This window comes from Paenibacillus lautus (assembly GCF_050482385.1).
In the GTDB taxonomy this organism is placed as follows: Bacteria; Bacillota; Bacilli; order Paenibacillales; family Paenibacillaceae; genus Paenibacillus_AQ; species Paenibacillus_AQ lautus_B.
Genome location: NZ_JBCNHV010000029.1, coordinates 96225 through 119522, shown reverse-complemented (window position 1 = coordinate 119522; position 23298 = coordinate 96225). Strand labels below are relative to the sequence as shown.

The window sequence follows — 23298 nt, the reverse complement described above, 5'->3', positions numbered from 1 at the left end:
ACTGTGATGAATAGCGGGATGCTTTCCCTAATGTTGTCGTTGGTTAATTTTGGAATCATTATAGAACAAGTTACATTCACTTGTAAAGACTTTTTTAATACTTAATCATATACAGCGTAATTTCGTCCCGATTATGGAACAGCTGCTTCGCTCCCTGAATCTGCATTCTGGACTCTTCAAACACCGACATGATTTCTTTCACCAGCGCCATCGGTTTCTTAGTCAGCAGCTTCACCGTAATGACAGCAGTACCACCCGTTTGAAGACTGTGCAGCAGCCCGGTCACCATTCTGGCCATTTGTTTAGGACTCCAGCTCATATCACACACCAACAAGTCAAACTCAGAATCTCTAAACGATACGTCCGCTGCATTCTTGTGAATCACGCGGAGGTTTTTGTGACCATCGAGTGATGGATGCATTTTAGCCGGATCAACTGCCGTAACTTGCAGGCCGCGCTCCAATAGAAAGGATGTCCATCCGCCAGGCGCTGCTCCGATATCGACAGCCTTGCGGAAGGAATCAAACGGAATCCCGAACTGTTTCTCCGCCTCAAGGAGCTTGAATTTGGCTCTTGAGATTTGTCCCTCTTCCCGTTGAAAGCGGACGGCGCCTCCGTTCCAATCCGACAGGTTGTCCTCCGGCCGCGACACGCCAACATACCAGACGCTGTCAGCAGCGAATAGTGAAATAATCCACTCCGGTGCCTGGACCGTGTATTCAATTTCTAGCGCAGCCAAGCGATGCAGTAATTCATCTCGAAGCGCCGCCGGGTTTTCCTTCCACGAGCTGTTCTCCGTCTTTCGGATCTGGATGGATACACGGCTGCTGCCGATCTCCTCCTGCTTCGTGACATGCTCAACGACCGCATGCAATGCTTCGGCAGCGGTATCGGCTGTTACCTCCAGATGTACCGGAAACAAATGCCGCAGAAAAATTGGCGGGGAAGACGTAATTAGCCGCTTCGCCTCATCTTCGGAACTGCCGAGTGTCGCTAAAAACACCTCGCCCGGCATCATCATCGTGCTCTTTAAACTGCCAAACATCCGGCGCAGCTCTTCTTGGGCGTAAGGAGCAAAACCATGGTTTGCCGTGCATATCCACTTACTGTGAAAATCCCGGTGATTTTGATTCTGTTCCTCATGCCCTTGCATAACATTTAATTCGTCCAAACGGATTAACCTCCAGAAATAACTTTGATCCAGGGACGTCCGCCATCCCATTCCAGCTGAGCGTCGATATCATAAGTTTGTTTGATAAGTTCATGGTTTAATACTTCTTCTTTTGTTCCCGCACCCGTTAACCGGCCGTCTTTCATGAGCGCCACATGAGTAAATAAAGGGACAATCTCCTCGATATGATGCGTGACGTACACAACCGTAATTTCGCGCTGCCTAAGGTTGTCAATCTCCTGCAGCATCTTCTCCCGTTCATACAAATCCAGGCCGGCACAAGGCTCATCCATAATCAGAATCTTCGGATCGGCCATGAGAGAGCGTGCCAACATCACCTTTTTCCGTTCTCCCTGGGACAATGTCCCTAGAGGCTGCTCCGCCAGATGGCCGAAATTCATTTCGTTCAGCAGGGAATAGGCTAGATTCCTGACCTCTTCCGGAATATCCTGGTAGAAGCGCAGAAAGGCATAAGCCCCTGTTGCCACAACCTCCCAGACTGGGTCGCTCAGGGTCAATTTCTCTAATAATGACTGGCTAATATAGCCAAGGGACTTCCGGACCTCCCGAACGTCGCATTGTCCATAAACATGACCCAGGACCTCAACACGCCCACGGGAAGGAAACATATATCCTGTCATCATTTCCAGCAGCGTCGTTTTGCCTGATCCGTTCCTGCCCAAAATGGCCCAGTTCTGTCCCGGCTTCATCTCGATATTAACATCATCCAGAATATGACGGCTCCCTCTGACGAGCGACACATGCTGTAGCGAAATCACGGCCTCACACTCCTAATAAAACTTACGATATCCTGCACGGAACCCATCCGGTACAGCACCTCCGGCGCGGCGAGAGGACTGGACTGAATAGCCAGCAATGCAGGAACGCTGCGAATTTGATACGGTTCCACAATGCCCGGTAGAAAGTTCACATCGGCTTCGAGCAGCTGTACATCCGGCACCACATGTTCCACAATGTCGATCATCTTACGCGCAGCGGCACATGTGCCGCATAATGGCGTATGTAAAAATACGATGACAGGCTCCGCATTCGCATCTCGTTTTGTCAGGCGCTCGTGCCATTCAAGCCTCTCCGTCAATTCACGCTGTGTAACCTCAATCATCTTGAACCCTGGGCAACTTCCCGCAGAACGGATTCCGGCATCGGTCCATTGTGAACCTGGACGCTTTCCGGCATGTGCTCATAGAGCAGCTCATACATTTTTCTTCTGCCCGACGGGCTTGAGGTATGCAAGTATATTTCCCTGGCCTGCAGGTTTTCGGCGATCATGGCTGCAACCACGTCGCCGCCGTTCATCTGGCCGTGCCCCAATTCAAAATCAAGCGACAGAACATCCACTTCGCATTCACGGAGCATCAACAAGCACTCTTCCCCGCTTCGAGCCAGCGCAAATCCTTTCGGATTGGGGCGCCAGTCGTCTAAATATAGATGAATCATTTTACTCTCTCCCTTAATCAGGACCAGGACAGCACCTTGGCGATGTCTTCCCGATGCGTGCCGTCAGCCCCTTTTTCACTTTCCAGGACAAATGCCTTGCCCGCAAGTTCCGGTGCCAGAACCAAACGCTTCAAGGCTTCTGTGCCTATCATACCTTGTCCGATGCGGGCGTGGCGATCTTTTCTTGAACCCGCCCCATATTTTGAATCGTTCAGATGAACGGCAACGGTGGCTTCCCAATAGGCTAGCGACTTGCCCTTGGCAAGGAGTTCATCTGTATTCGAAATGTCCCAGCCTCCGGCAGCAAACAAGTGGCAGGTATCCAGGCAAAAGCCTATTTTTTCCGGATAATCGGCAAGCTGTCTAACCTTCACACTTTCTTCAAGCGTCATCCCCATGGTCCCATGGTCGCCCGCCTGATTCTCGATCAGCAGTTTGGCCCTTCCCGTCCAGGAAGACAACACATCATTCATACAGCGAATAATATTCTGATACCCTTCAAGGATATCCTGGCTCTTGAGATGCCCAAAATGAACCACGATACCCAGCGACCCGCAAGCCTCGGCAATCATGAGATCATTCTTTATGGAATCTACGGTCAACTGGTAAAACTCTTCTCCCCGGGTTAAGCCAACCGCCATATTCGTCGGATATGGTGTGTGCGCGATCGAAACGAGTCCTTGTTCCTGACAAAACTTTGAGCATGCGGCGGCATTGCGGACATCCGGCGTCTTCAAATGAAGACTGCGCGGATTTTTCGGGAAATACTGATATGCGAGTGAACCGATGCCGGCTGCATGCTGGGCTGCTGCGAGAAATCCGCCCCGTGTGCTGACATGACTTCCAATCCGGACTTTAGACTTCATGCTGACAATTCGGACAAAAGAACACTTTGCGCGAGGTATGCTCTGCCTTCACGATCGGCGTGCCGCAGCGAACACAGGGCTCTCCTTCGCGATCGTAAACTTTACACTCGTCGTTATAAGCTCCCGTCAGGGTATCCCCTTCCTGAAACGGCATTTCCATATATCCGCCGCCATCCGTCGCCTCGTGCATCACTTTAACGGCACTCTCGTATAACTGCTCTAAAGACTGCTCCGATAGATCCTGAATTTTGGACAGCGGGTGGATGCGGGCCTCAAAGGCGATCTCATCCGCATAACAGTTGCCAATTCCGGCGACAACCTGCTGATTAACCAGCGTTGTTTTTAAAGCGCCCCGCCGTTTTCCGATCCGTTCAACGAAGCGCGCTTTGGTCATTCGCCGATCCAGAAGTTCAGGACCAAGCTCTTTAAGCGCATTTTCCGTTTCTCTGGCTGTTAAGAAATGCAAGTAACCCAGACGCAGACCGATAAAATACAGCACCTGTTCACCAAATGTGATCTCGACCTGGGTCGACCTGGAGGGACGCTCCTCGTCCCTATGCCCTAAATACAAAATGCCGCCCAGCATGAGGTGAAGCAGCAATCTGCCTCCGTTATGCAGATGGAATATGAGGTGTTTGCCTCTACGTTCCACAAAAATGACCTTGCTTCCCTTTAACTCGGAAGTAAACTCGTCAACCGTCACATTCAGCGATTTTTCACGGTTCACGACAACATTCGTGATCGGCACATTCAAAATGCTCTGCGATAACAATCTTCGGTAATTTTCCATTTCCGGCAGTTCCGGCATCATTCATCTTCCCTTTCGTCAATCACAAAAGTTAATGTACACTTTCGCTCATTATGAGCACAGCAGGTTTATCACTTCGCTCAAATCCCGGCAGATAAAGTCCGGTGTGACACCCGTGGCTTCCATATGCGCCTCCATATTGAGATCGGTCGTGATTCCGGTCATAACGAGCACCGTCTTACAGCCGGCATGCGCGCCGGCCGCGATATCCGTACGTATATTATCTCCGATTACATAAGTGTCCTCCGGGGCCAAACCGAGGCGATCCGAAGCAAATTTCATTAAAATCGAGGACGGCTTTCCGATGACCGTCGGTTTCACTCCGGAAGCGGCTTCGATCGCAGCACCCAGCGAACCTGCACCTGGCATCAAGCCGGTGTCCGAAGGAAGCTGTAAATCGGGATTGGTCAATATGGATACGGCTCCCTCCTGAATCCAGCCAACGGCACGGGTTAACTTCTCGTAATGGAACGAGCGGTCGATTCCTTGAATCACATATTCAGGGGACTGCTCCACGATATTCAGACCTGCAGACAAGAGGGCTTCACGGAGCCCCTCTTCTCCCAGCATCGCCACTTTGGCACCCGGTGACTTCTCCGCGATATATTTAGCTGCAGCCAGGGAAGAGGTGCAGACTTCCTCCGGCAAGGCAGGTATCCCCATCTCCATCAGATGCGCCGCAACCTGCTCTGGTGTTCTTGATGAATTATTCGTTACATACAGAAAAGGAATCTGCAATTCCTTCAGCCGCTCGATGAGAAGGTCTGCCCCCTCAATTCGATGACGGCCATGATAAAGCGTTCCATCCAGGTCAATCAGTAATCCTTTTGGTTTTGGTTTTGGTTTTTCCATGAATTGATAGCACCTTCTTTATTTCTTTCCTTCACGCCATAAATGATTCATCGGCTAAAGTATGAGTGTTCTCGGCATCGCTGTGATCATCATTCATCGTCATATATCGGTATAAATATGTATAACCCCGGTTCATACACTATCCTGAAGCATACTTGCGTAGAAACCCCAGTTAGTATTATTGTAAAGAAGGCTACTTCCGGTTGCAAGGCTCATGACGAGTACTTCAGCCCGGCGGCTAATCAGTCGAAAGAAATCGAAGACTGTCCGAGCATTAGTGATTATAAACCGGTTTGTCATTTCCTGCGCTTTCCCGGAAAATAATTCACTCCATCACTCGATATTTCCCTGTAAATAGCTGTCCTATTGACTTATGATTTGCGCTGGATTGGGTACAATCCGAAATCCTCTGCCAAGCGTGTATTCTCAAAAATCTCCTGCGCTTCCTTGAGCAGCGGCTGCAAATGCTCCATATCCTTATACCGGGAGCTGAAATGGGTCAGGAACAGCGATCTCACTTCAGCCCGTTTCGCTGCTTCCGCCGCCTGTTTAGCCGTACTGTGATAGTATTCGTGCGCAAGTTCCGACAGATCCTCCATGAAAGTGGCTTCATGAACCAGAAGATCGGCACCTTTGGCCAGAGTCTCCACTCCAGGGCATGGCCTTGTATCCCCGAGAATCGTGACCACTCTCCCTTTTTTCGGAGTCAAGAGCACATCAGAGGCATGAATCCATCGGCCGTCGCCGAGTTCCACGCTTTCCCCTCTTTTCAGCTTGCCATAAAGCGGCCCTGGCTTGAGTCCATAGTCCGCCAACCGCTTCAGGTCCAGACTGCCCGGAAGATCCTTCTCCACGATACGGTAGCCGTAACTCTCGGCCCTGTGATCCAGCTTTGCCGATTCCACGAGGAAGTTATCGTCCTCAAACAGCGCGCCTCCGGTATGCTCAATGACTTCCATCGTATAAGGAACACGCGATTGGCTAATGCTCAGCGTAGTTTCAATGAAGGCCTTAATACCTGGGGGGCCATATATCGTCAGGGGTGAAGTTACCCCCTGGGCGCCTCGGCTGGACAGCAAACCCGGCAAACCAAATACATGATCACCATGCATATGAGTGATGAATACCTTTTCAAGCTTGGACAGCTTGAGCGGGGACTTCAATATTTGATGCTGCGTGCCTTCTCCACAATCAAACAGCCACAGACTTCTTCGCTCTTCCAGCATACGCAGTGCAATCGAGGTTACGTTTCGCTGCAGCGTAGGAACCCCCGCATTTGTTCCTAGAAAATAGAGTTCCATCCCTCTTCTCCCCTTTCGGTTGTAAACCGGAGAAATCCCCCGAAACATTCGGAGGATTTCAAACCGGCTGTACCGGTATTCAAATGTTAAGCTTTATCTACGTTAAAATAATGAGCTTCCGGATGACTGAACACCATGGCGGATACCGATGCCTCAGGTTCCATCATGAAACCTTCAGTCAGATGAACGCCGATATCTTCTGGCTGCATCAATTTAAATAACGGTTCCTGATCCTCCAGATCCGGACAGGCCGGATACCCGAAAGATACGCGAATGCCTTGGTATCTCGCTCCCAAGCGCTGTTTCATGGTCATGTCTGCCGGATCGGGGTATCCCCACGTATCCCGCATCATATGGTGAATCCGCTCCGCCAGCCCTTCTGCCGTTTCCAAGGCGACCGATTGAAGCGCGTGGGAGCGCAAATAGTCACCCTTGTCCTTCCATTCCCCGGACAATTTTCCGACGCCGTGGCCGGCTGTAACGACAAGGAATCCAACGTAATCCATAACCCCGCTGTCTACGGATTTCAGGAAATCCGCCAAGCACAGGTACGGCTCAACCTGTTGTCTTGGAAACGTAAAGGTATGCAACACTTTTGTTGTATCTTTTGGATCGTATATTAGAATATCGTTTCCTTTTGACTGTGCCGGGAAGAAACGGTACATTGCATGCGCCTGTATGATCCCCGATTGAACGGCCTCTTCCAGAATACCATCAACGGTTTCCTTAAGCGATACCGCCTTCGGGTCATTGGCTTTCAGCAGCTGTTCCACTGAGCCTTTCAGGCCTAAATGATGTCCTAACAGCATCTGCATGTTGATATAAGGCAGAATGTGCGAAATCGGATAATTTCGAAGCACATGCCGCTCCATATCCGGCGGTAAATATACAGGAGCATCGGTCGATATTTTGGATCGCAGTCCTTCTGACAGCTTCGGCATCACTTTAACCACTTGCGGAGCGGCAGCATCAGCTTCCTGCTCTGCCTTAATCTCTTCCGCGATTCTCGTCCGCTGCGCCGGATCGCTGAGTTGGTTGGCCAACGCAAGACCATCCATGGCGTCCTTCGCATACAGCACCATGCCATCATACTCGGGACGAATGCGGGTCTTCGTGAATTTCCGTGTCAGAGCCGCCCCGCCTACCATGATCGGAACACTAATGCCCGCGTTCTTCAAATCCTGGGCGGTGGATACCATCTGTTGAGCTGACTTCACCAGCAAACCGGACAAACCGATAGCATCAGGCTGCTCACGGCGGTATGCCTCGATAATTTGCTCCGGTGGTACTTTTATACCCAAATTAATGATTTGATAACCATTGTTGGACAAGATGATCTCCACCAGATTTTTACCGATATCGTGCACGTCCCCCTTTACAGTGGCGAGCATGATCTTCCCTTTGACCGACGACTCATTTTTCTCCATAAAGGATTCCAGATACGCCACGGAGGCCTTCATTACTTCGGCACTTTGCAGCACCTCCGCGACAATCAGTTCGTTATTGTTGAACAAGCGTCCAACCTCAGTCATCCCGGCCATCAACGGTCCATTAATGATCTCAAGCGCGCCGTATTTAGTTAATGCTATATCTAAGTCCGGAATGAGGCCTTCCTTAGAACCTTCCACTACATAGGATGCAAGTCGCTCCTCGAGTGTCAGATTGGAAACCTTAACCTTCTTCTCTATCTTCTTATCCCGGAATGCCGCGACAAAAGCCGCCAACGTCTCATCATTGGTTCTGTATATCAGATCCTCGGCTAGGCGACGCTCTTCTTCGGGAATGGAGGCATAACGCTCCAGCTTCTCGGTATTCACGATTGCGTAGTCCAATCCGGCTTTTGTGCACTCATACAGATACACGGAGTTCAGGACTTCACGGCCCGCTTCCGGCAATCCGAAAGAAACGTTACTGATTCCGAGAATCGTATGCACTTTTGGCATGGCTTCTTTTATGATGCGGATGCCTTCAATCGTTTCCTTGGCTGATCCGATATATTGTTCGTCCCCCGTACCTACCGGGAATACAAGCGTGTCGAAAATAATGTCCTCCGGCGAAACGCCATATTTGTTGACCAACAGATCATAAGAACGCTGGGCCACCTTCAACTTGTCGTCACGATGGATCGCCTGACCGGTTTCATCAATGGTTCCAACGACAACAGCGGCACCGTATTTATGCACCAACGGGATCACATGCTCAAATTTCTCTTCACCGTCTTCAAGGTTAATGGAGTTAATAATCGCTTTCCCTTGCGAATATTGCAGCGCCAGGTCAATAACGGCCGGATCCGTGGTATCGATCATCAGCGGCACTTTAACCTTTTTAACTACTAGCTCCAGGAACTTAATCATATCTTCCGATTCTTCACGATCCGGATCCTGTACGCAAACATCAATGACATGCGCACCATTCTTGACCTGCGCACGGGCGATCTCGGAGGCTTCCTCATATTTACCTTCTACAATTAAACGCTTAAACTTTCTGGAACCCAGAACATTCGTTCTCTCCCCTACCATATACGGTCGGTTTTCCTGCTCGATATATACCGGCTCGATACCGGATAATGCCGGCAAATGCCCACCATCCAGCGGTCGCGGGGAGAAGCCATCCATCGTTTGTTTTAAAGCGCGAATATGGTCGGGAGTTGTCCCACAGCATCCGCCGGCGATGTTGAGCCAGCCTTTTTCAGCAAAAGCCCCCATCTTTTGAGCCAACGATTCAGGGGATTCATGGTACTGCCCGTTCTCGTCTGGAAGACCCGCGTTAGGATAACAGCTGATGGCACTTCTCGACATTTCGGATAAGGAACGAATATGGTCACGCATGAATTCCGGGCCCGTTGCACAGTTAAGGCCAATCGACACGGGATTCAGATGTTCCAAAGAAATGTAGAATGCTTCTATATTTTGTCCGGCCAGCGTCGTTCCCATCGGCTCGATCGTACCGGATATCATAATTGGAAGCGTGACGCCCGTTTTATCAAACGCTTGGCGAATCCCAATGCTCCCGGCCTTCACATTTAATGTATCCTGCGATGTTTCGAGCAGAAGCGCATCAACCCCGCCTTCAATCAAGGCAACGGCTTGCTCCTCGTAACTCTCGATCAATTCGGCAAAGGTCACACCACCGGTAACCGATAACGTCTTGGTTGTCGGACCCATCGCTCCTACCACATAGCGCGGGCTGTCCGGCGTGGAATATTTGTCAACCGCTGCGCGGGCCAAGTGAGCCGCTTTCAGGTTGATTTCCCGGGCAAGCTCAGGAATATCGTATTCAGCAAGCACAACGGAGGTTGCGCCAAACGTATTGGTTTCAATCAGGTCGGCACCTGCTTCAAGATATTGTTCATGTATTTTTTGAATGACATCCGGTCGATGAATGACCAGCATTTCATTACAGCCATCAAGGTCCGGGCCGCCAAAATCTTCAGCTGAGAGGTCCTCCTGCTGGATCATTGTGCCCATGGCACCATCAAGAATTAATATTCGTTCTTTAAGTATTTCTTGTAAGCTAGGCTTGTTCAACTCATAAACCTCCCCCGAAAACGTTAAATCTTAGTGTATCAGAATATTTTTCAATAGAAAAGCCGAAATATTGCGCAGCAATGGGTACAAATCCACATTTGCAGATGACAAATGCTGTGAGGGGGGCTATAATACATATTAATCCAACGGGAGAAAGAGGGTTAAAGAAATGGCAGAGATTGTGATTCGCAACACGAACGAACGCATTACTGGAGAAGATAATGTTCGGGAATTCCTGAATAACCAAGAGGTTGTTTACGAGCACTGGAATATGGAAAAACTCCCGGCAGCGCTTCAAGAAAATTTCAAGCTTAGTGATGACGATAAGAAGCGCATTTTGGACATCTATGATGAAGAAATTCGTGACTTGGCTGCAAGACGCGGCTACAAAATTTGGGATGTCATCACACTTTCCGAGTCCACGCCCAATATCGAGGACCTGCTGAAAAAATTCGAAGAGGTTCACACTCACTCGGAAGACGAAATCCGTGCGATTGTCGGCGGTAAAGGAATCTTCATTATTAAGGGCTCCGACGATGTCGGTTACTTTAATGTTGAGCTTGAGCCAGGCGATGTCATTTCCGTACCGGAAAATACACCTCACTTCTTCACATTGATGGAGAACAAGCAGATCATCGCTGTTCGTCTTTTCATTGAAGAGAACGGCTGGGTTGCTACACCGGTAGAAGATCCTCAATTCCAATAAGCCTGCGGGCAGATTGAATAGGAAAACGAAATAAGGCAGCGCATCGATCCGCCTTGCGGACCATGTGCTGCCTTATTTATTAGCGATGCGTTACTCCGTTACCTTCAGTTCCTTCAACGGCATGGAATGCATTCCTCTCGCCGTGACATGTGAAACGATGCGATAGGTTCCAACCTCATCGAAGGTTTTCTCCATTTTGTAAACCCCGTCTTGATCATGCTTAACCGGGACCTTTGCCGGAACGCCTCCGCCTTCCAGCGTGACTTCAAATTCCACATCGTTCGCATCTTCCACCGGACTGCCGGCTTGCGTCACCTTCGCTTCGATCAGCACCTTCTCGCCAGCCTTAATGCTCTCTGGCGTCAAAGACAGCTCGACGATGATGGGTTCCGCCATCACATCTTCTCCGGATTCCGCTTGGCTGTCATTACATGCGGCAAGCGCTACTGCCATCAGCACCATGGCTGCAAGTAGGGCTATCTTTTTTCGGGTCATGCTCTACACCTCTTTTACAAAATAGGGCTATGTATGGTTCATTCACGTAATGGTCATTACCAAACCTCGTTAAGTTACCTAATCCATTATATCGCATTATTCTTTTACTTCTATCTCATGCAGCTTACAATTGTGTGACGTTTATCATTGCCAAATGTGCGGCTCAAGTTCGATCGTATAACCAACAAAAAACAGCCCATCACCGCAGAATCTGATGTCAGGGCTGTTCCTATGTACGATTGCGCACCCATTTTTCGGGTGTGAGCAATTAATGCCTTAAAATTATAAGGATGCGACGATAGCATGCAGTTCCGATAAATGTTTGATCTCAAACTTGGGTTGAATGGACGGATCGTGAGGTCGGTTTACCCGATTAATCCAAACCGTATGCAGTCCTGCCGCATTTCCGCCTTTAATGTCTGTGGTCAGCTTATCTCCCACCATCACGGTTTGATCCGCCTCGACACCTAACAAGTCAAGTGCATGCTGGAAGATGGAAACATCCGGCTTCCCTTTGCCAAAATCACCGGAGATAATGATATGATCAAAATAAGGAACCAGCTCTGGAACACCGTCCAGCTTCTCCTGCTGCAGGTCCGGACTTCCGTTCGTGAGAAGCAGCAGCTTTACATTCCCCTGCAGTTCCTTCAGAACTTCAAACGTTTCTTCATATACATAGGGTCTTGTTCTGCGTTCAGCAGCGAATTGTGCAGCCAACGTTTCGGCCAATATTTCATGATCAACGCCTAGGCGCTGAAGTCCGCGCCGCCATGATTCCTTGCGGTAAACGGGTGCCAGCTCCTGCAGCTTTCTGAATTCAGGCTGCGATCCAGCCGTGAAATTAGCCCACAAGCCTTCGAAAGGGTTAATTCCGATCATTTTGGTAAAAGCAAAGGTATCATATGATTCATATAATGCTCTCGCTTCTTCCCGTACTGCGGCCAAAAGTGCTTTGGCATCGATGCCGGTCTCGTTCGCTCCGGCCTGGCATGTCACTTCAAACGCTTCTTCCACACTACGCTCATCCCACAATAACGTGTCGTCCAAATCAAACAAAACCGCAGCTATCGGCATGTCTCTCCCACTCCTCATATACACTGTGATCTATTCTATTTGTTAATTATGCTCTACTGGAATTTGATGAGTTTTTGCGAACTCTTCTAATCTTTCGCCCATCGCATTCGTATCATAAAGATTCATCATACGCGAGAATACCCAGTTGCCTGCTTTCCCCTTGCCCTGGATCACGACGGAACCCGAGGACAATTTGATCTTCTCGATATCGGATACAGCCAGACGACGTTCCCGATTGAACTTCATCGTGGATACAGAAGCACGCTCAATCTTCAAATAAGGCTTGCGTAAGAAAATCATAAGCGCTAACAGAATGTACAAGCTGACACCCACCCAGTTCAGTACATCGTTGCTTCCACCTGCTGCCTCGGACGTCGCCGTTCCGAGAAGCGCATACACACCAGCCAACGCAACAAGCACTAACGGAAGTACATATTTACGTCCCTTAAATATATCATGCTTATCCGTAACGGCAGAGCCTTGGTACGAGGTGAGCCCCTGCTTCTTACGCTGCTTGTTGAGCTGTGACATATTTTTGTTGACTTTTCTTTCCCATGACCGTGACATATGGTTCCCCCTGGATTCAATTTCAATATATTACCAATCCATATAAACTTGGGGTAACCGTATTCGATTCCCGCGAATAATCGGCACCCCAAGTATTATAATTCTATCCTACTATCTGGTCATGAATCACCGGTTGTAGATCCATGCTCCAGTTGATCGACTAATGCTTTAATCGCGGGCCGCCTTTTTGTTCATTTTCATCAACCCATTCGATCGATTCCAGCTGTTGTCTAAAGTTACCCCGAATATTGTTAAGGTAGATTTCCCGAAGCTCGGCCCGTTCCTTGAGCTCTTCCGCGGTCAACCCCTCACTTTTCTGTTTTCTTGCTAGTACATTGATGCGTTCAACCAAAGTATCGATGTCCATGACTTCTCCTCCAATTCCGATATCATGTATAACTTAAACATGTGAAAAAGAGCTTGTCAAGGCAACTGCACCCTTGCAAACTCTGATTAAGAACAAATATGAACATATGATGCCTATAAATGGGTCCTCTATGTTAAGAAATCAATAAATATCTATTCTAAACACGCGATACTGCGTGAAATCACATCGTCAGGCAAGCTTAGAAATATGAAGCGAGAAGTAGGGACATATAATAAGGAAAGGGTTGCTCTTAGCGTCGTCCAATCACCAGACTGGTAAAGACAGCACCTCTCCTGCCTGTATATCCGGACCCTTCAATCCATTCATTCTTCGGATGCTATCCAGGTATACTCGCGTATCCATATCTGTCGGTTTATGAAGGGAAGCAATCCGCCACAAACTATCACCATATTGAACAATAACCTGCTTCTCCCCAGTGGGTTTCTCCATCCCCCCGGCAAAAACGGAATATGCCCCTGTCCAGCAGGATGCTGCGATTAACAGAACGAATAAAAGCTTTATAAAAGGAATGGATGCCATTCTGGACTTCAATTGATCGATCCAAGTCTCCGAAGACTTCGTTTGCACTGGAACGTTCTCATAAATGCTACGGTATGTACTGTATTTCAACATGGAATCATCATCTCCCAAACAAGTGTTCTCTTATGGATTTATATTAACACGAACACTTGTTTGATTCAATACCAAAAAGAACATTTGTTCTATTTTAATTTAGAACTTATGTTTGTACGAACGGAAGTTCTATGTTATAATTTTCCCAAACGTTACTAAATGGGGTTGATACGGCATGTCGAAAATATCCAGCCGCCAGCTGGCGATCTTAGAGTTTATCCGCAACGAAGTTCGTAGCAAGGGTTACCCGCCTTCTGTCCGGGAAATCGGCGAGGCTGTCGGACTAGCTTCCAGTTCAACGGTCCATGGACATCTTGACCGCTTGGAGAAGAAAGGCCTCATTCGCCGTGACCCTACGAAACCAAGAGCTATCGAGCTTCTTGGCCAAGAAGAGTCCGAAAGCGCAAGCCTGTTTACCCACACCATTGCCAGAGTGCCTGTTGTCGGAAAAGTCACTGCAGGTGTTCCTATTACAGCCATGGAGAACATTGAGGATTATTTCCCACTCCCGCAACATTATGTAGGCGACGATAAGGTGTTCATGTTGTCGGTTATTGGTGACAGTATGATCGAAGCTGGCATTCACAGCGGCGACTATGTCATTGTTCGCCAGCAGCAAACTGCAGACAATGGCGACATTGTCGTAGCAATGACCGAGGAAGACGAAGCAACTGTGAAGACCTTCTATAAGGAGAAGGATCATGTACGATTGCAACCGGAGAATCCTACCTACGAGCCACTGCGCCTGAACCATGTTACGATTCTCGGTAAAGTAATCGGACTCTTCCGGGATGTCCACTAATTTCATATATCTATCTACGAATAAGAGGTTACCTTCCTTAATTGGATGGTAACCTCTTTGCTTTTTCTATATAGATAATGAAACATGATCCTAGCTAGTTTGCCAACACCATAACACCTTGCTTAAGATCCAGTCGATACATCCGCTTAGGTTTATAATCCGGCGAACCTTCCCCACCCGGCCCCTCCGTGGACTCTAGAACAAGCTTATTATCTTTAACCATGGGAGTAGTACCTGGTCTATAATATGAAAAGTAGGATACCAAGGATTCATCCTGAAATCGGAGCTGGACGGCTTTACCCGTTTCATGCTCCACTGCGAACGCATAGATTTGTATACCATGACAGTCCCTATATTGCGGTGCGAGTATAAATACATCGGCAGCTTGAAACGGCAGGCGAATCATATCAACCGGAGCGGATGTTGGTTGAATAAAAGTAAGATCCCCCAGCGTAGTTACTTCATTTGTAACTTGGTTAGTACTATACTGTACGCTGTAGTTTCCGGTAAACGACACATCCGTTTCGATGCCGAAGCAGCTTGGAGCTCCCAGTGCCGTGATTTTTTCTTGTTCCACAGCAACCACACTCAACCTTCCCTCATCTGTGAAGCCTTGCGCCCGAATGGTCTCCTCCTTATGTGGAGGTACATCTCCAGCTCTCTGTTGTTCCTCACGGCCAAATGGCAGCTGAATGGCAATTAATATAAACAGAAGCAGTAGTCCGCCGCCTATAAAGCCAACTTGTACATACTTTCGTCGCTTAGGCGTGCCGTTGCCACGGATTACGGACTTGTGGACGTTTTTTTTCATTTCAGCCGTAAATTTATCATTTGGAAAAGGATCCTTTGGAACACGGGAATACCAGTCTGGTTTATCCTTATTCATCGCCATTCTCCTTCAACAGGTTCTGTACTTTCTTTCTTGCCCGATACAGTCTGGATTTCACGGTACCCGCCGCTAGATTAAGGAACTCCGCAATCTGTTTTATTGACATCTCATAGTGAAGATCCAGGATTAGCACCTCCCTAAACTTCGTTGGCAAAGTCATAATCATTGCCCATATTTCATCCGTGAACTGCCCGTCCAGATATTCCAATTCCGCGGACCGACTTGACGCATCTGTGTGCAGTCTGTCCTTAAGGGTCACATTCCGAAAGAAAAAAGCCTGTTTGTACCGGAACGCGGTATGTCGTGTGATCGTGAGCAGCCACGTTTTGAACGACGCCTGACCGCGAAACGTATGTATGCCAAAATAAGCTTTAATAAACACCTCTTGCGCAATATCGTCCGCCAGTGCTTGCTGTTTCGTCAGAAAATAAGCGTAATTCCAAATATCATTTCCGTACAAGTTCATGATTTTATCCAGTGTCTGTGTGTCCATCATCGTTATCTGCTTCAAGTATTCCAGCTCCAACCGATTCACCTCATCTAATTAGAGTCATGGAAGCGAGGAATGGTTCCCTTTTTTCTGATAAACAATAAAAAAAGAATCTTCCCTTATATGGAGGGCGATTCCGTAAAAGTTGCATGTTATGAACGATTCTCCATCCAAGTCAAAAATCATTGTCATTGCAATGTCGGGGGCGAAACAAGAATAGCTATCATTCCACACCATTTGCCCCCAAAAACAAAAAACCCTCACGCCTTACGGCGCAAGGGATTCCTCTATTAATACATGGTAATGTACTGATCTCGTTCCCATTGGTGAACCTGCGTACGGTACATGTCCCATTCGATTTCTTTCAGCTCGTAGAAGTGCGCCAGCGCATGGTCCCCGAGTGCATCGGAAATGACTTCGCTGCGAATCAACTCGTTAATGGCTTCTTTCAGGTTTGCCGGCAAGCTAGGGATGCCTTCCTCAATACGCTCTTCTTCCGTCATCACATAGATGTTACGGTCGATTGGAGCCGGGAGCGACAGCTCGCGCTTCACGCCATCCAAACCTGCTTTCAGCATAACAGCCAGAGCCAGATACGGGTTAGCCGCTGGATCCGGGTTACGCACTTCGATACGCGTGCTGAGGCCACGGGATGCAGGGATACGGATCATTGGGCTGCGGTTACTTGCAGACCATGCTACGTAGCAAGGTGCTTCGTAACCAGGCACGAGACGTTTGTACGAGTTCACCGTTGGGTTCGTGATCGCAGCAAACGCGCGTGCATGCTTAAGAATACCCGCCATATAGTTACGAGCCGTTACGCTCAAGCCAAGCTCATCACTCTCGTCGACAAACGCGTTCTCGCTGCCTTTGAAGAGCGATTGGTTGCAGTGCATACCGGAGCCGTTCACGCCGAACAGCGGTTTTGGCATAAATGTTGCAATCAGTCCATGCTGACGAGCGATCGTCTTAACGACCAATTTAAACGTTTGAATCTGGTCAGCTGCTTTGATCGCATTGGCATACTTGAAATCGATCTCGTGCTGTCCAGGAGCAACCTCATGGTGAGAAGCTTCGATTTCAAAGCCCATCTCTTCGAGTGTCAATACGATATCGCGGCGGCAGTTCTCGCCAAGATCTGTAGGCGCGAGGTCAAAGTATCCACCCTGGTCATTGAGCTCCATGGTCGGGTTGCCTTTTTCATCGGTTTTGAACAGGAAGAATTCCGGCTCCGGACCGACATTCATGGAAGTGAAGCCCATCTCTTCGGCTTCTTTCAGCGCTCGCTTCAGAATGCCGCGCGGATCTCCTGCAAACTGAGTGCCGTCAGGCATATAGACATCACAGATCAGACGCGCAACGCGATCCTCGGATACCCAAGGGAAGATCATGAAGGTATCCAGGTCCGGGTACAGGTACATATCGGATTCTTCGATCCGTACATAACCTTCGATAGACGAACCGTCGAACATCATTTTATTATCAAGCGCTTTAGGCAGCTGGCTTACAGGAATTTCAACGTTTTTAATCGTTCCAAGCAAATCTGTAAATTGCAAGCGGATAAATCGAACATTTTCTTCTTTGGCAATGCGTAGAATGTCCTCTCTGGTATAACTCATTTTATCCTCTCCTTTTTAAATAAAAAAACTGGATTCAATGAAGAATTACAGCATGGCAATCCTTATTTATTAAAAAACCGGGATAATTCCCCTTGAATCAATGAAACCTGACCCGGTCTTTTAGCGGTTATCAATTCCTGCTTCAGCAAACGTCGCAACTGGGACTCAGACATCTCACGGCGTCTGTTCTCGGTATCAGGAGTAATGACGGTAGCCTCTTCAGACTCTTTCGTGACAGGGTTCATTACTTGCTTAATGCCGGCGATATTAACACCTTTTTCAATCAAAGCCTTAATCTCTAGCAGACGCTCCACATCATTGAAGGAAAACAGGCGTTGGTTGCCCGACGTACGGGCTGGGACAATTAAGTTATGCTGCTCATAATAGCGAATTTGTCTGGCAGATAAATCCGTAAGCTTCATAACAATGCCTATCGGAAATAATGCCATATTCCTCCGAATCTCATCACCCATATCTCATCAACCTTCCAAGTGGTCTATTCTGATCCTATTGTACATTTCCTGATCAACCACGTCAACCGCATGTAAGGATAACTCACAACAATTTACGATCTTTCATGCTTTGAAGGGCCATAAGCACACCATATTTAACATGAGAGTAGGTTAAGCCGCCTTGCATATACCCGATATAAGGTGATCGGATCGGCGCATCCGCTGATAATTCGAGGCTTCCTCCCTGGATGAACGTGCCTGCCGCCATGATGACAGGATGTTCATATCCAGGCATATCCCAAGGCTCAGGCACCACATGACTGTCGACTGCCGCAGCCCGCTGAATCCCCTGTACAAAAGCGATCAGATGATCCGCTCCGGTGAACGATACGGCCTGAATCAAATCGGTCCGCTCATCCTGCCAGCCCGGCTTGGTTGTGAAACCTACCGCCTCAAACATCGCGGCGGCATAAATGCTGCCCTTGACCGCTTGTCCAACCGTGGATGGTGCCAGGAATAATCCCTGATAGATGCCTCTGGTCGTTCCCAGCATAGCCCCCACTTCTCGTCCGATGCCGGGAGCAGTCAGCCGATAGGCTGCCTGATCCACATAGGCTGCTTTGCCGCATATGTAGCCGCCGGTTTCGGCAATACCGCCGCCAGGGTTTTTGATAAGGGAACCTGCCATCAGATCAACGCCAACCTCCGTCGGTTCCAATCGCTCCGTAAATTCGCCGTAACAGTTATCAACGAAAATGATCAAATCCGGGCGAATGGACCGAATCCGGTTTACCATGTCACCAATCTGGGATACCGTGAACGAAGAACGCCAATCATATCCACGAGAACGCTGGATACCGATCACCTTGGTTGAAGGCGTGATGGCTCTCTCTACCCGCTCCCAATCAATCTCCCCTTGTTCTGTTAAGGAAACCTCCTGATAACCGATTCCGAAATCTCGAAGAGACCCGGTGCCGTCCCCGGGTTCGCCAATCACTTTATGGAGGGTGTCATAAGGACGCCCCGAAATATACAACAGCTCATCTCCTGGTCTTAACACACCAAATAGTGCGGTTGAGATCGTATGGGTACCGGAAGCAAAATGCGGCCTAACCAGGGCAGATTCGGCTCCAAATACTTCTGCGTAGACCTCATCCAGCACTTCACGGCCGCGATCATTGTATGCATACCCGGTGGAAGCCGCAAAATGAAAATCACTCACCTGAAACTTTTGGAAAGCATCGATCACCTTCCACTGATTAAAATCAACGATATTATCGATCTCCCGTAAACGCTGCCCGATTTTGGACTCAATCTCACTGCTCAATTCAAGTATATCTTGCGAAAATCTTGCCATGACCAACTGCTCTCTCCTCTTTTAAACATGATGTCTCACATCTTAACACATATTTTTATTTCATAGAACTCGCAATGCTTGAGCACCCTGAACACGCAATATAAGCCCCATACAGGGGCTTACACTACGATTCCTATTGATACCTAAGATCCGTTCTGAACGTAATCATGAAGTAAATAACCCATTTTCTCATAATCCGCTTTATTGATTCGCACCTCGTAGAGGATATCATTCTCATCAAAAGACTGCTCCAGCACGTCTCCGACACGGTATACAACCGAGTTCAGATCACCGCGGTCAGCCGGAATCCGGAACGTCACGTTCCCTCCGGACAGCTGGTCCTGAATCGCTTCACGAACCATTTCCAAATCCTGATCTTGATACGCACTAATCTTTAATTGACCATCTCCGGTAGGCAGCATCTCCAGCTGATCCGGTTCACATGCGTCCTTCTTGTTAAACAGAACGATCTGCGGTTTATCCGCCGCCCCCAGATCCTGAAGTATGGATTGAACCACAGCCATTTGTTCGTCCCGCATCGGGGAAGAAGCATCGACGACATGAAGAATCAGATCGGCTTCGTTGGCTTCTTCCAGCGTCGCACGGAACGCCGCTACCAGATCATGAGGAAGGTTCTGTATAAATCCAACGGTATCCGTTAGCACCACTTCCTTGCCGCTAGGCAGCTCCAACACGCGCGAAGTGGGGTCCAGCGTAGCAAATAATTGATCTTCGATATAAACATCTGCGGCCGTTAACCGGTTCAACAATGTCGACTTACCGGCATTGGTATAACCGACTAGAGCAACCTGCACGGCACCGCTCTTCTTCCGCCGTTCCCGATGGAGCGTACGGTGCCGAGTAACTTCATCCAGCTGCCGCTTCAGGTCGCTGATTCTGTCACGAATATGCCTGCGGTCGGTTTCGAGCTTGCTTTCCCCCGGTCCACGGGTCCCGATCCCCGCCCCGAGCCTGGACAGATTCTTACCATGTCCCGACAATCGCGGGAGCAAATAAGTAAGCTGCGCTAACTCCACCTGGATAATCCCCTCACGGGTCTTCGCACGTTGAGCGAAAATATCCAGTATCAGTTGAGTACGGTCGATAATTTTCACATCGAGTGATTCTTCCAGATTTCGGACTTGCGCGCCGGATAATTCCTGATCAAATATGGCTGTTGTTGCGCCCAACCCATCAATCGCCATGCGCAGCTCCTCGACCTTCCCTTTGCCGATAAACCACTTGGAATCCGGAACTTCGCGATTCTGCGTAATGACATCCAGCACCTCTACTCCAGCGGTTTCCGCTAGCTGAACCAGCTCCTGCAGCGAGTGTTCCGGATTAATTCCTGTACGTTTAACTGCATCCGTCACCAAACTGACCAAAACGGCTTTATCTTCGATCTCTGTCCGGGTATCATGTGTTATATTTGTCATATAGCCAACTCCTTCTAACATTACGTCTCCTAATTTAACTAACCGCTGCTGCCTGCAATAAACATTATGATCCAAAGAAAGCAGCGTTACCCCTTCATTATGTTCGAAGACAAGCTTAAAATCATTGTATTTTTCCGTTTAACTTAAAGTCCTCCGGCCGCAGGGTCATAAGCTCAAGCTTGCCGGGATTTCCGGTTACGTACTGATTCAGCAGCCGAACCGATTGATTCCTTATCGATTTCTCAATGACATTCCGTACATAACGCGCATTACTGAAGGCGTGCAGTCCGTGATCCTTCTCCATCTGCAGGTGTTCCTTGAGTTTGCTCAGCGACTGCGGCATCAAGATATAATCCCTCTCCTTGGCCATCAGCTCCGAAATCTGGATCAATTGATCCAGATTGTAATCCGGGAAGTCCATCTGGATTGGAAAACGGGAATACAGGCCGGGATTCGAATCCATAAAAAAATCAATCTCATCGCTATAGCCTGCCAGAATAAGAATGAACTGGTTCTTATGATCCTCCATCGCCTTGACCAGCGTATCGATCGCTTCCTTGCCAAAATCCTTCTCACCGCCGCGCGCCAAACTGTAAGCCTCATCGATGAACAGAATTCCTCCAAGTGCTTTTTTGACCAATTCTCTGGTCTTTTGTGCCGTGTGACCGATATATTCACCTACGAGATCCGCCCGTTCCACTTCGACCAGATGACCCTTATTAAGCACGCCCATCTTTTGAAACAGCTTTGCCACGATACGGGCGACTGTGGTTTTCCCAGTTCCGGGATTTCCTTTAAAAATCATATGGTACACATGACCGCCACTTAATAAGCCTGCTTCCAAACGCATCTGGGCCACTTGAAGCAATGCATAGATTTCAAATACCAGGTCTTTGATTTGTTCGAGACCTACCAGTTGATCCAGCTCTTTCTGTATTTCCTGGAATAGACTGTGCTGGGAAACAGGGTTTGGCGAAGGGGCCGGTTCGCGTTCCGGAACCGCACTGCTAATGAGTGGAGGTTCCGCGCTGCGGAGCACGACATTAATCTGCCTGGATGGCCGTCCTTCAGATCGGCCGTTAGCGGCCGTTACACGCCCGTTCATTGCTCCTCACCTCTTTACCAAAGGGCTGACTATCTATTCCAATGTATTCTATTTACAGCCTGCTTATTAGAAGTTTCGTCCTCATAGGACACCCATGGCGATCAACAGCCGATCGGCCGTCCATTTCGTATAAGCCAGCACTTCTCTAGACTTGTGTTTAGCCATCGGCAAAACGGTAGATTCCGTCAGCGACATAGAAGGATGATCGTAACCAAGGGTTGTTGCAACCTCCATCGCTCTTGTCCCGTGATAGTCATGGGTTATTATCATGGCGGTGTTCCACCCATGCTCCTCCATAATCGCTTGGCTGAAGAGCAAATTCTCGTAAGTGCTCGTAGCTTCGTTCTCCAGGAAGATCCGTTCCTCCGGTACGCCCGCGTCAACCAAGAAATTTCGCATTCCTTCGGCTTCGGTATATGGATATCCCGGCTTATCGAGGCCCCCAGAAACGATGAAGGTATCAAAACGTCCTGCATGGTATTCAACCAGGGCATGCTCAAGCCGCTCGCGAAGCCCCGGACTTGGCTGATCTCCCCACATGGAAGCGCCCAGGATAATGCCGACATCCGCTTTCTCCGACGGACTGCTGACGGCGCTTTCGATTTTCCAATATGCGTAACCTGACCATAGCACTCCAAGAACAACGAGAGAGAGCAGGGTTATCATCCCTCGCCGATACCATGCTCTCTTCTTCGTGCCTGCTTGTGACAGACTCTTATGTATTTCCTGACGCATTATTTCTTCCTCCTGAACTCTCCATTATGAAATAACTGGTCGCGGTGCTTCAGAGACATCATAAAGTAAGGGAATTCATGCGCGTCGATGGCCCGAAGCAGATTCCGTGCGGTTACCTTGGCCAGCCTGTAATCATCCCGGGTAATGTCATTCCGCCCTAGGGCATCCTCAAGCTCATCTTCATCCAGCAAGAACACTTCACCATTCTTGACGACCACAACGTCCAAATACAGATCGTCAAACCAAGGGACACCCTGATCTGTTACCCCCTGTTTCTTGCAAATATCGATGTACCATTGAACAATATTTCGTTTGTCATCAAACATGGCGGTCACGATAAAATGGCTGTCCTTCGGATAATACTGCAGCCATGAATAGCCTTTGTCCGCGATTCGGTAAGTATGACGGCCATACGTCTTCCATAACGGTTCTTTCAGGCCATATATGGTATATAACGTGAGATACCCTGTAAACTGCTCACATTCCACATACCGGGAAGTGAAGTGCCGGCGGGTGATACGGCGCCAATTCGCCCGATCTCCGAATTTACGTTTCATGGAACTTTTCCTCCCCATTCGTATTCCCAGC

General features: G+C 48.7%; 25 protein-coding genes. 2 read left to right on the top strand and 23 right to left on the bottom strand.

The features are described 5' to 3' along the window. Positions 1–94 precede the first annotated feature (94 nt). From ABEW73_RS30295 to metH, 9 genes are all read right to left on the bottom strand, one after another. Positions 95–1171 (bottom strand): SAM-dependent methyltransferase, encoded by a 1077-nt coding sequence (locus ABEW73_RS30295; RefSeq protein WP_430165350.1) that lies wholly within the window; start codon positions 1169–1171, stop codon positions 95–97. Positions 1172–1176: 5 nt separating this feature from the next. Then, the gene (locus ABEW73_RS30290; protein ID WP_430165353.1) at positions 1177–1950 is read right to left on the bottom strand and encodes an ABC transporter ATP-binding protein; all 774 of its coding nucleotides are present in this window, start codon (positions 1948–1950) and stop codon (positions 1177–1179) included. Continuing rightward, entirely contained in the window at positions 1947–2294 is a 348-nt protein-coding gene (locus ABEW73_RS30285; protein ID WP_430165356.1) for a thioredoxin family protein, read from the bottom strand. The genes ABEW73_RS30290 and ABEW73_RS30285 overlap by 4 nt, the downstream gene beginning before the upstream one ends. Further along, positions 2291–2629, bottom strand: a complete 339-nt coding sequence (locus tag ABEW73_RS30280) for a cyclic-phosphate processing receiver domain-containing protein (protein ID WP_430165359.1) — start codon at positions 2627–2629, stop codon at positions 2291–2293. Before ABEW73_RS30280 ends, ABEW73_RS30285 begins: the two co-directional genes overlap by 4 nt. Before the next feature lie 17 nt (positions 2630–2646). Further along, positions 2647–3495, bottom strand: a complete 849-nt coding sequence (locus tag ABEW73_RS30275; protein WP_430165362.1) for a deoxyribonuclease IV — start codon at positions 3493–3495, stop codon at positions 2647–2649. Beyond that, positions 3485–4303: a DNA-formamidopyrimidine glycosylase gene (gene mutM / locus ABEW73_RS30270; protein ID WP_430165634.1), complete on the bottom strand. Its 819-nt coding sequence runs from the start codon at positions 4301–4303 to the stop codon at positions 3485–3487. Before mutM ends, ABEW73_RS30275 begins: the two co-directional genes overlap by 11 nt. Before the next feature lie 51 nt (positions 4304–4354). Next, on the bottom strand, positions 4355–5155 hold the full coding sequence (locus ABEW73_RS30265; protein WP_430165365.1) for a TIGR01457 family HAD-type hydrolase: 801 nt from the start codon (positions 5153–5155) through the stop codon (positions 4355–4357). Positions 5156–5526: 371 nt separating this feature from the next. Next, on the bottom strand, positions 5527–6456 hold the full coding sequence (gene rnz / locus ABEW73_RS30260; protein WP_430165368.1) for a ribonuclease Z: 930 nt from the start codon (positions 6454–6456) through the stop codon (positions 5527–5529). 86 nt (positions 6457–6542) lie between these two features. Then, positions 6543–9983, bottom strand: a complete 3441-nt coding sequence (metH, locus tag ABEW73_RS30255; RefSeq protein WP_430165371.1) for a methionine synthase — start codon at positions 9981–9983, stop codon at positions 6543–6545. 169 nt (positions 9984–10152) lie between these two features. Between metH and ABEW73_RS30250 the strand changes: the two genes are divergently transcribed. After that, positions 10153–10689: an acireductone dioxygenase gene (locus ABEW73_RS30250; protein ID WP_430165374.1), complete on the top strand. Its 537-nt coding sequence runs from the start codon at positions 10153–10155 to the stop codon at positions 10687–10689. Positions 10690–10779: 90 nt separating this feature from the next. On the opposite strand, the gene ABEW73_RS30245 is transcribed toward ABEW73_RS30250, so the two are convergent. The 5 genes from ABEW73_RS30245 to ABEW73_RS30225 form a co-directional block, all read right to left on the bottom strand. Then, positions 10780–11184, bottom strand: a complete 405-nt coding sequence (locus ABEW73_RS30245; RefSeq protein ID WP_430165377.1) for a FixH family protein — start codon at positions 11182–11184, stop codon at positions 10780–10782. 282 nt (positions 11185–11466) lie between these two features. Beyond that, on the bottom strand, positions 11467–12258 hold the full coding sequence (locus ABEW73_RS30240; RefSeq protein ID WP_430165380.1) for an HAD family hydrolase: 792 nt from the start codon (positions 12256–12258) through the stop codon (positions 11467–11469). Positions 12259–12300: 42 nt separating this feature from the next. Beyond that, positions 12301–12825 carry a hypothetical protein gene (locus ABEW73_RS30235; RefSeq protein WP_430165383.1) on the bottom strand — a complete coding sequence of 175 codons (525 nt, stop codon included), beginning with the start codon at positions 12823–12825 and terminating at the stop codon, positions 12301–12303. Between the two features lie 160 nt (positions 12826–12985). After that, complete coding sequence (locus ABEW73_RS30230; protein WP_076321145.1) at positions 12986–13192, bottom strand: DUF896 domain-containing protein; 207 nt, start codon at positions 13190–13192, stop codon at positions 12986–12988. A 264-nt stretch (positions 13193–13456) separates the two neighbouring features. Further along, a complete protein-coding gene (locus tag ABEW73_RS30225) occupies positions 13457–13825 on the bottom strand; it encodes a LysM peptidoglycan-binding domain-containing protein (protein ID WP_430165386.1) in 369 nt (122 codons plus the stop codon). Positions 13826–14000: 175 nt separating this feature from the next. Between ABEW73_RS30225 and lexA the strand changes: the two genes are divergently transcribed. After that, positions 14001–14627 (top strand): transcriptional repressor LexA, encoded by a 627-nt coding sequence (gene lexA / locus ABEW73_RS30220; RefSeq protein WP_076321144.1) that lies wholly within the window; start codon positions 14001–14003, stop codon positions 14625–14627. A 94-nt stretch (positions 14628–14721) separates the two neighbouring features. Here the strand turns inward: lexA and ABEW73_RS30215 are convergent, their stop codons facing one another. The 9 genes from ABEW73_RS30215 to ABEW73_RS30175 all read right to left on the bottom strand — a co-directional run bounded on the left by ABEW73_RS30215 (position 14722) and on the right by ABEW73_RS30175 (position 23267). After that, a complete protein-coding gene (locus tag ABEW73_RS30215) occupies positions 14722–15513 on the bottom strand; it encodes a hypothetical protein (RefSeq protein WP_430165388.1) in 792 nt (263 codons plus the stop codon). Next, complete coding sequence (locus ABEW73_RS30210) at positions 15506–16042, bottom strand: RNA polymerase sigma factor (protein ID WP_430165391.1); 537 nt, start codon at positions 16040–16042, stop codon at positions 15506–15508. Before ABEW73_RS30210 ends, ABEW73_RS30215 begins: the two co-directional genes overlap by 8 nt. Positions 16043–16296: 254 nt before the next feature. Then, positions 16297–17625, bottom strand: a complete 1329-nt coding sequence (gene glnA, locus ABEW73_RS30205; RefSeq protein WP_430165394.1) for a type I glutamate--ammonia ligase — start codon at positions 17623–17625, stop codon at positions 16297–16299. Between the two features lie 62 nt (positions 17626–17687). Further along, on the bottom strand, positions 17688–18098 hold the full coding sequence (locus ABEW73_RS30200; RefSeq protein WP_006209652.1) for a MerR family transcriptional regulator: 411 nt from the start codon (positions 18096–18098) through the stop codon (positions 17688–17690). 82 nt (positions 18099–18180) lie between these two features. Further along, positions 18181–19434 carry an aminotransferase class I/II-fold pyridoxal phosphate-dependent enzyme gene (locus ABEW73_RS30195; RefSeq protein WP_430165398.1) on the bottom strand — a complete coding sequence of 418 codons (1254 nt, stop codon included), beginning with the start codon at positions 19432–19434 and terminating at the stop codon, positions 18181–18183. A 143-nt stretch (positions 19435–19577) separates the two neighbouring features. Beyond that, positions 19578–20870, bottom strand: a complete 1293-nt coding sequence (hflX, locus tag ABEW73_RS30190) for a GTPase HflX (protein ID WP_430165401.1) — start codon at positions 20868–20870, stop codon at positions 19578–19580. Positions 20871–20991: 121 nt separating this feature from the next. Next, a complete protein-coding gene (locus ABEW73_RS30185; protein WP_076321137.1) occupies positions 20992–21975 on the bottom strand; it encodes an AAA family ATPase in 984 nt (327 codons plus the stop codon). An 81-nt stretch (positions 21976–22056) separates the two neighbouring features. Next, positions 22057–22710, bottom strand: coding sequence for a YdcF family protein (locus ABEW73_RS30180; RefSeq protein WP_430165404.1), 654 nt, complete (start codon positions 22708–22710; stop codon positions 22057–22059). Beyond that, positions 22710–23267, bottom strand: a complete 558-nt coding sequence (locus tag ABEW73_RS30175) for a DUF402 domain-containing protein (RefSeq protein WP_071218240.1) — start codon at positions 23265–23267, stop codon at positions 22710–22712. Before ABEW73_RS30175 ends, ABEW73_RS30180 begins: the two co-directional genes overlap by 1 nt. Positions 23268–23298 lie beyond the last annotated feature (31 nt).

Coding starts and splice junctions, on each gene's coding strand:
- ABEW73_RS30240 (WP_430165380.1), bottom strand. CDS start 12,258: ATGCCGATAGCTGCGGTTTTGTTTGATTTGGACGACACGTTATTGTGG.
- ABEW73_RS30180 (WP_430165404.1), bottom strand. CDS start 22,710: ATGCGTCAGGAAATACATAAGAGTCTGTCACAAGCAGGCACGAAGAAG.
- ABEW73_RS30175 (WP_071218240.1), bottom strand. CDS start 23,267: ATGAAACGTAAATTCGGAGATCGGGCGAATTGGCGCCGTATCACCCGC.
- ABEW73_RS30230 (WP_076321145.1), bottom strand. CDS start 13,192: ATGGACATCGATACTTTGGTTGAACGCATCAATGTACTAGCAAGAAAA.
- ABEW73_RS30245 (WP_430165377.1), bottom strand. CDS start 11,184: ATGACCCGAAAAAAGATAGCCCTACTTGCAGCCATGGTGCTGATGGCA.
- ABEW73_RS30285 (WP_430165356.1), bottom strand. CDS start 2,294: ATGATTGAGGTTACACAGCGTGAATTGACGGAGAGGCTTGAATGGCAC.
- hflX (WP_430165401.1), bottom strand. CDS start 20,870: ATGACAAATATAACACATGATACCCGGACAGAGATCGAAGATAAAGCC.
- ABEW73_RS30225 (WP_430165386.1), bottom strand. CDS start 13,825: ATGTTGAAATACAGTACATACCGTAGCATTTATGAGAACGTTCCAGTG.
- ABEW73_RS30195 (WP_430165398.1), bottom strand. CDS start 19,434: ATGGCAAGATTTTCGCAAGATATACTTGAATTGAGCAGTGAGATTGAG.
- ABEW73_RS30185 (WP_076321137.1), bottom strand. CDS start 21,975: ATGAACGGGCGTGTAACGGCCGCTAACGGCCGATCTGAAGGACGGCCA.
- ABEW73_RS30215 (WP_430165388.1), bottom strand. CDS start 15,513: ATGAATAAGGATAAACCAGACTGGTATTCCCGTGTTCCAAAGGATCCT.
- ABEW73_RS30265 (WP_430165365.1), bottom strand. CDS start 5,155: ATGGAAAAACCAAAACCAAAACCAAAAGGATTACTGATTGACCTGGAT.
- lexA (WP_076321144.1), top strand. CDS start 14,001: ATGTCGAAAATATCCAGCCGCCAGCTGGCGATCTTAGAGTTTATCCGC.
- glnA (WP_430165394.1), bottom strand. CDS start 17,625: ATGAGTTATACCAGAGAGGACATTCTACGCATTGCCAAAGAAGAAAAT.
- mutM (WP_430165634.1), bottom strand. CDS start 4,303: ATGCCGGAACTGCCGGAAATGGAAAATTACCGAAGATTGTTATCGCAG.
- ABEW73_RS30250 (WP_430165374.1), top strand. CDS start 10,153: ATGGCAGAGATTGTGATTCGCAACACGAACGAACGCATTACTGGAGAA.
- ABEW73_RS30275 (WP_430165362.1), bottom strand. CDS start 3,495: ATGAAGTCTAAAGTCCGGATTGGAAGTCATGTCAGCACACGGGGCGGA.
- ABEW73_RS30235 (WP_430165383.1), bottom strand. CDS start 12,825: ATGTCACGGTCATGGGAAAGAAAAGTCAACAAAAATATGTCACAGCTC.
- ABEW73_RS30200 (WP_006209652.1), bottom strand. CDS start 18,098: ATGGGTGATGAGATTCGGAGGAATATGGCATTATTTCCGATAGGCATT.
- rnz (WP_430165368.1), bottom strand. CDS start 6,456: ATGGAACTCTATTTTCTAGGAACAAATGCGGGGGTTCCTACGCTGCAG.
- ABEW73_RS30280 (WP_430165359.1), bottom strand. CDS start 2,629: ATGATTCATCTATATTTAGACGACTGGCGCCCCAATCCGAAAGGATTT.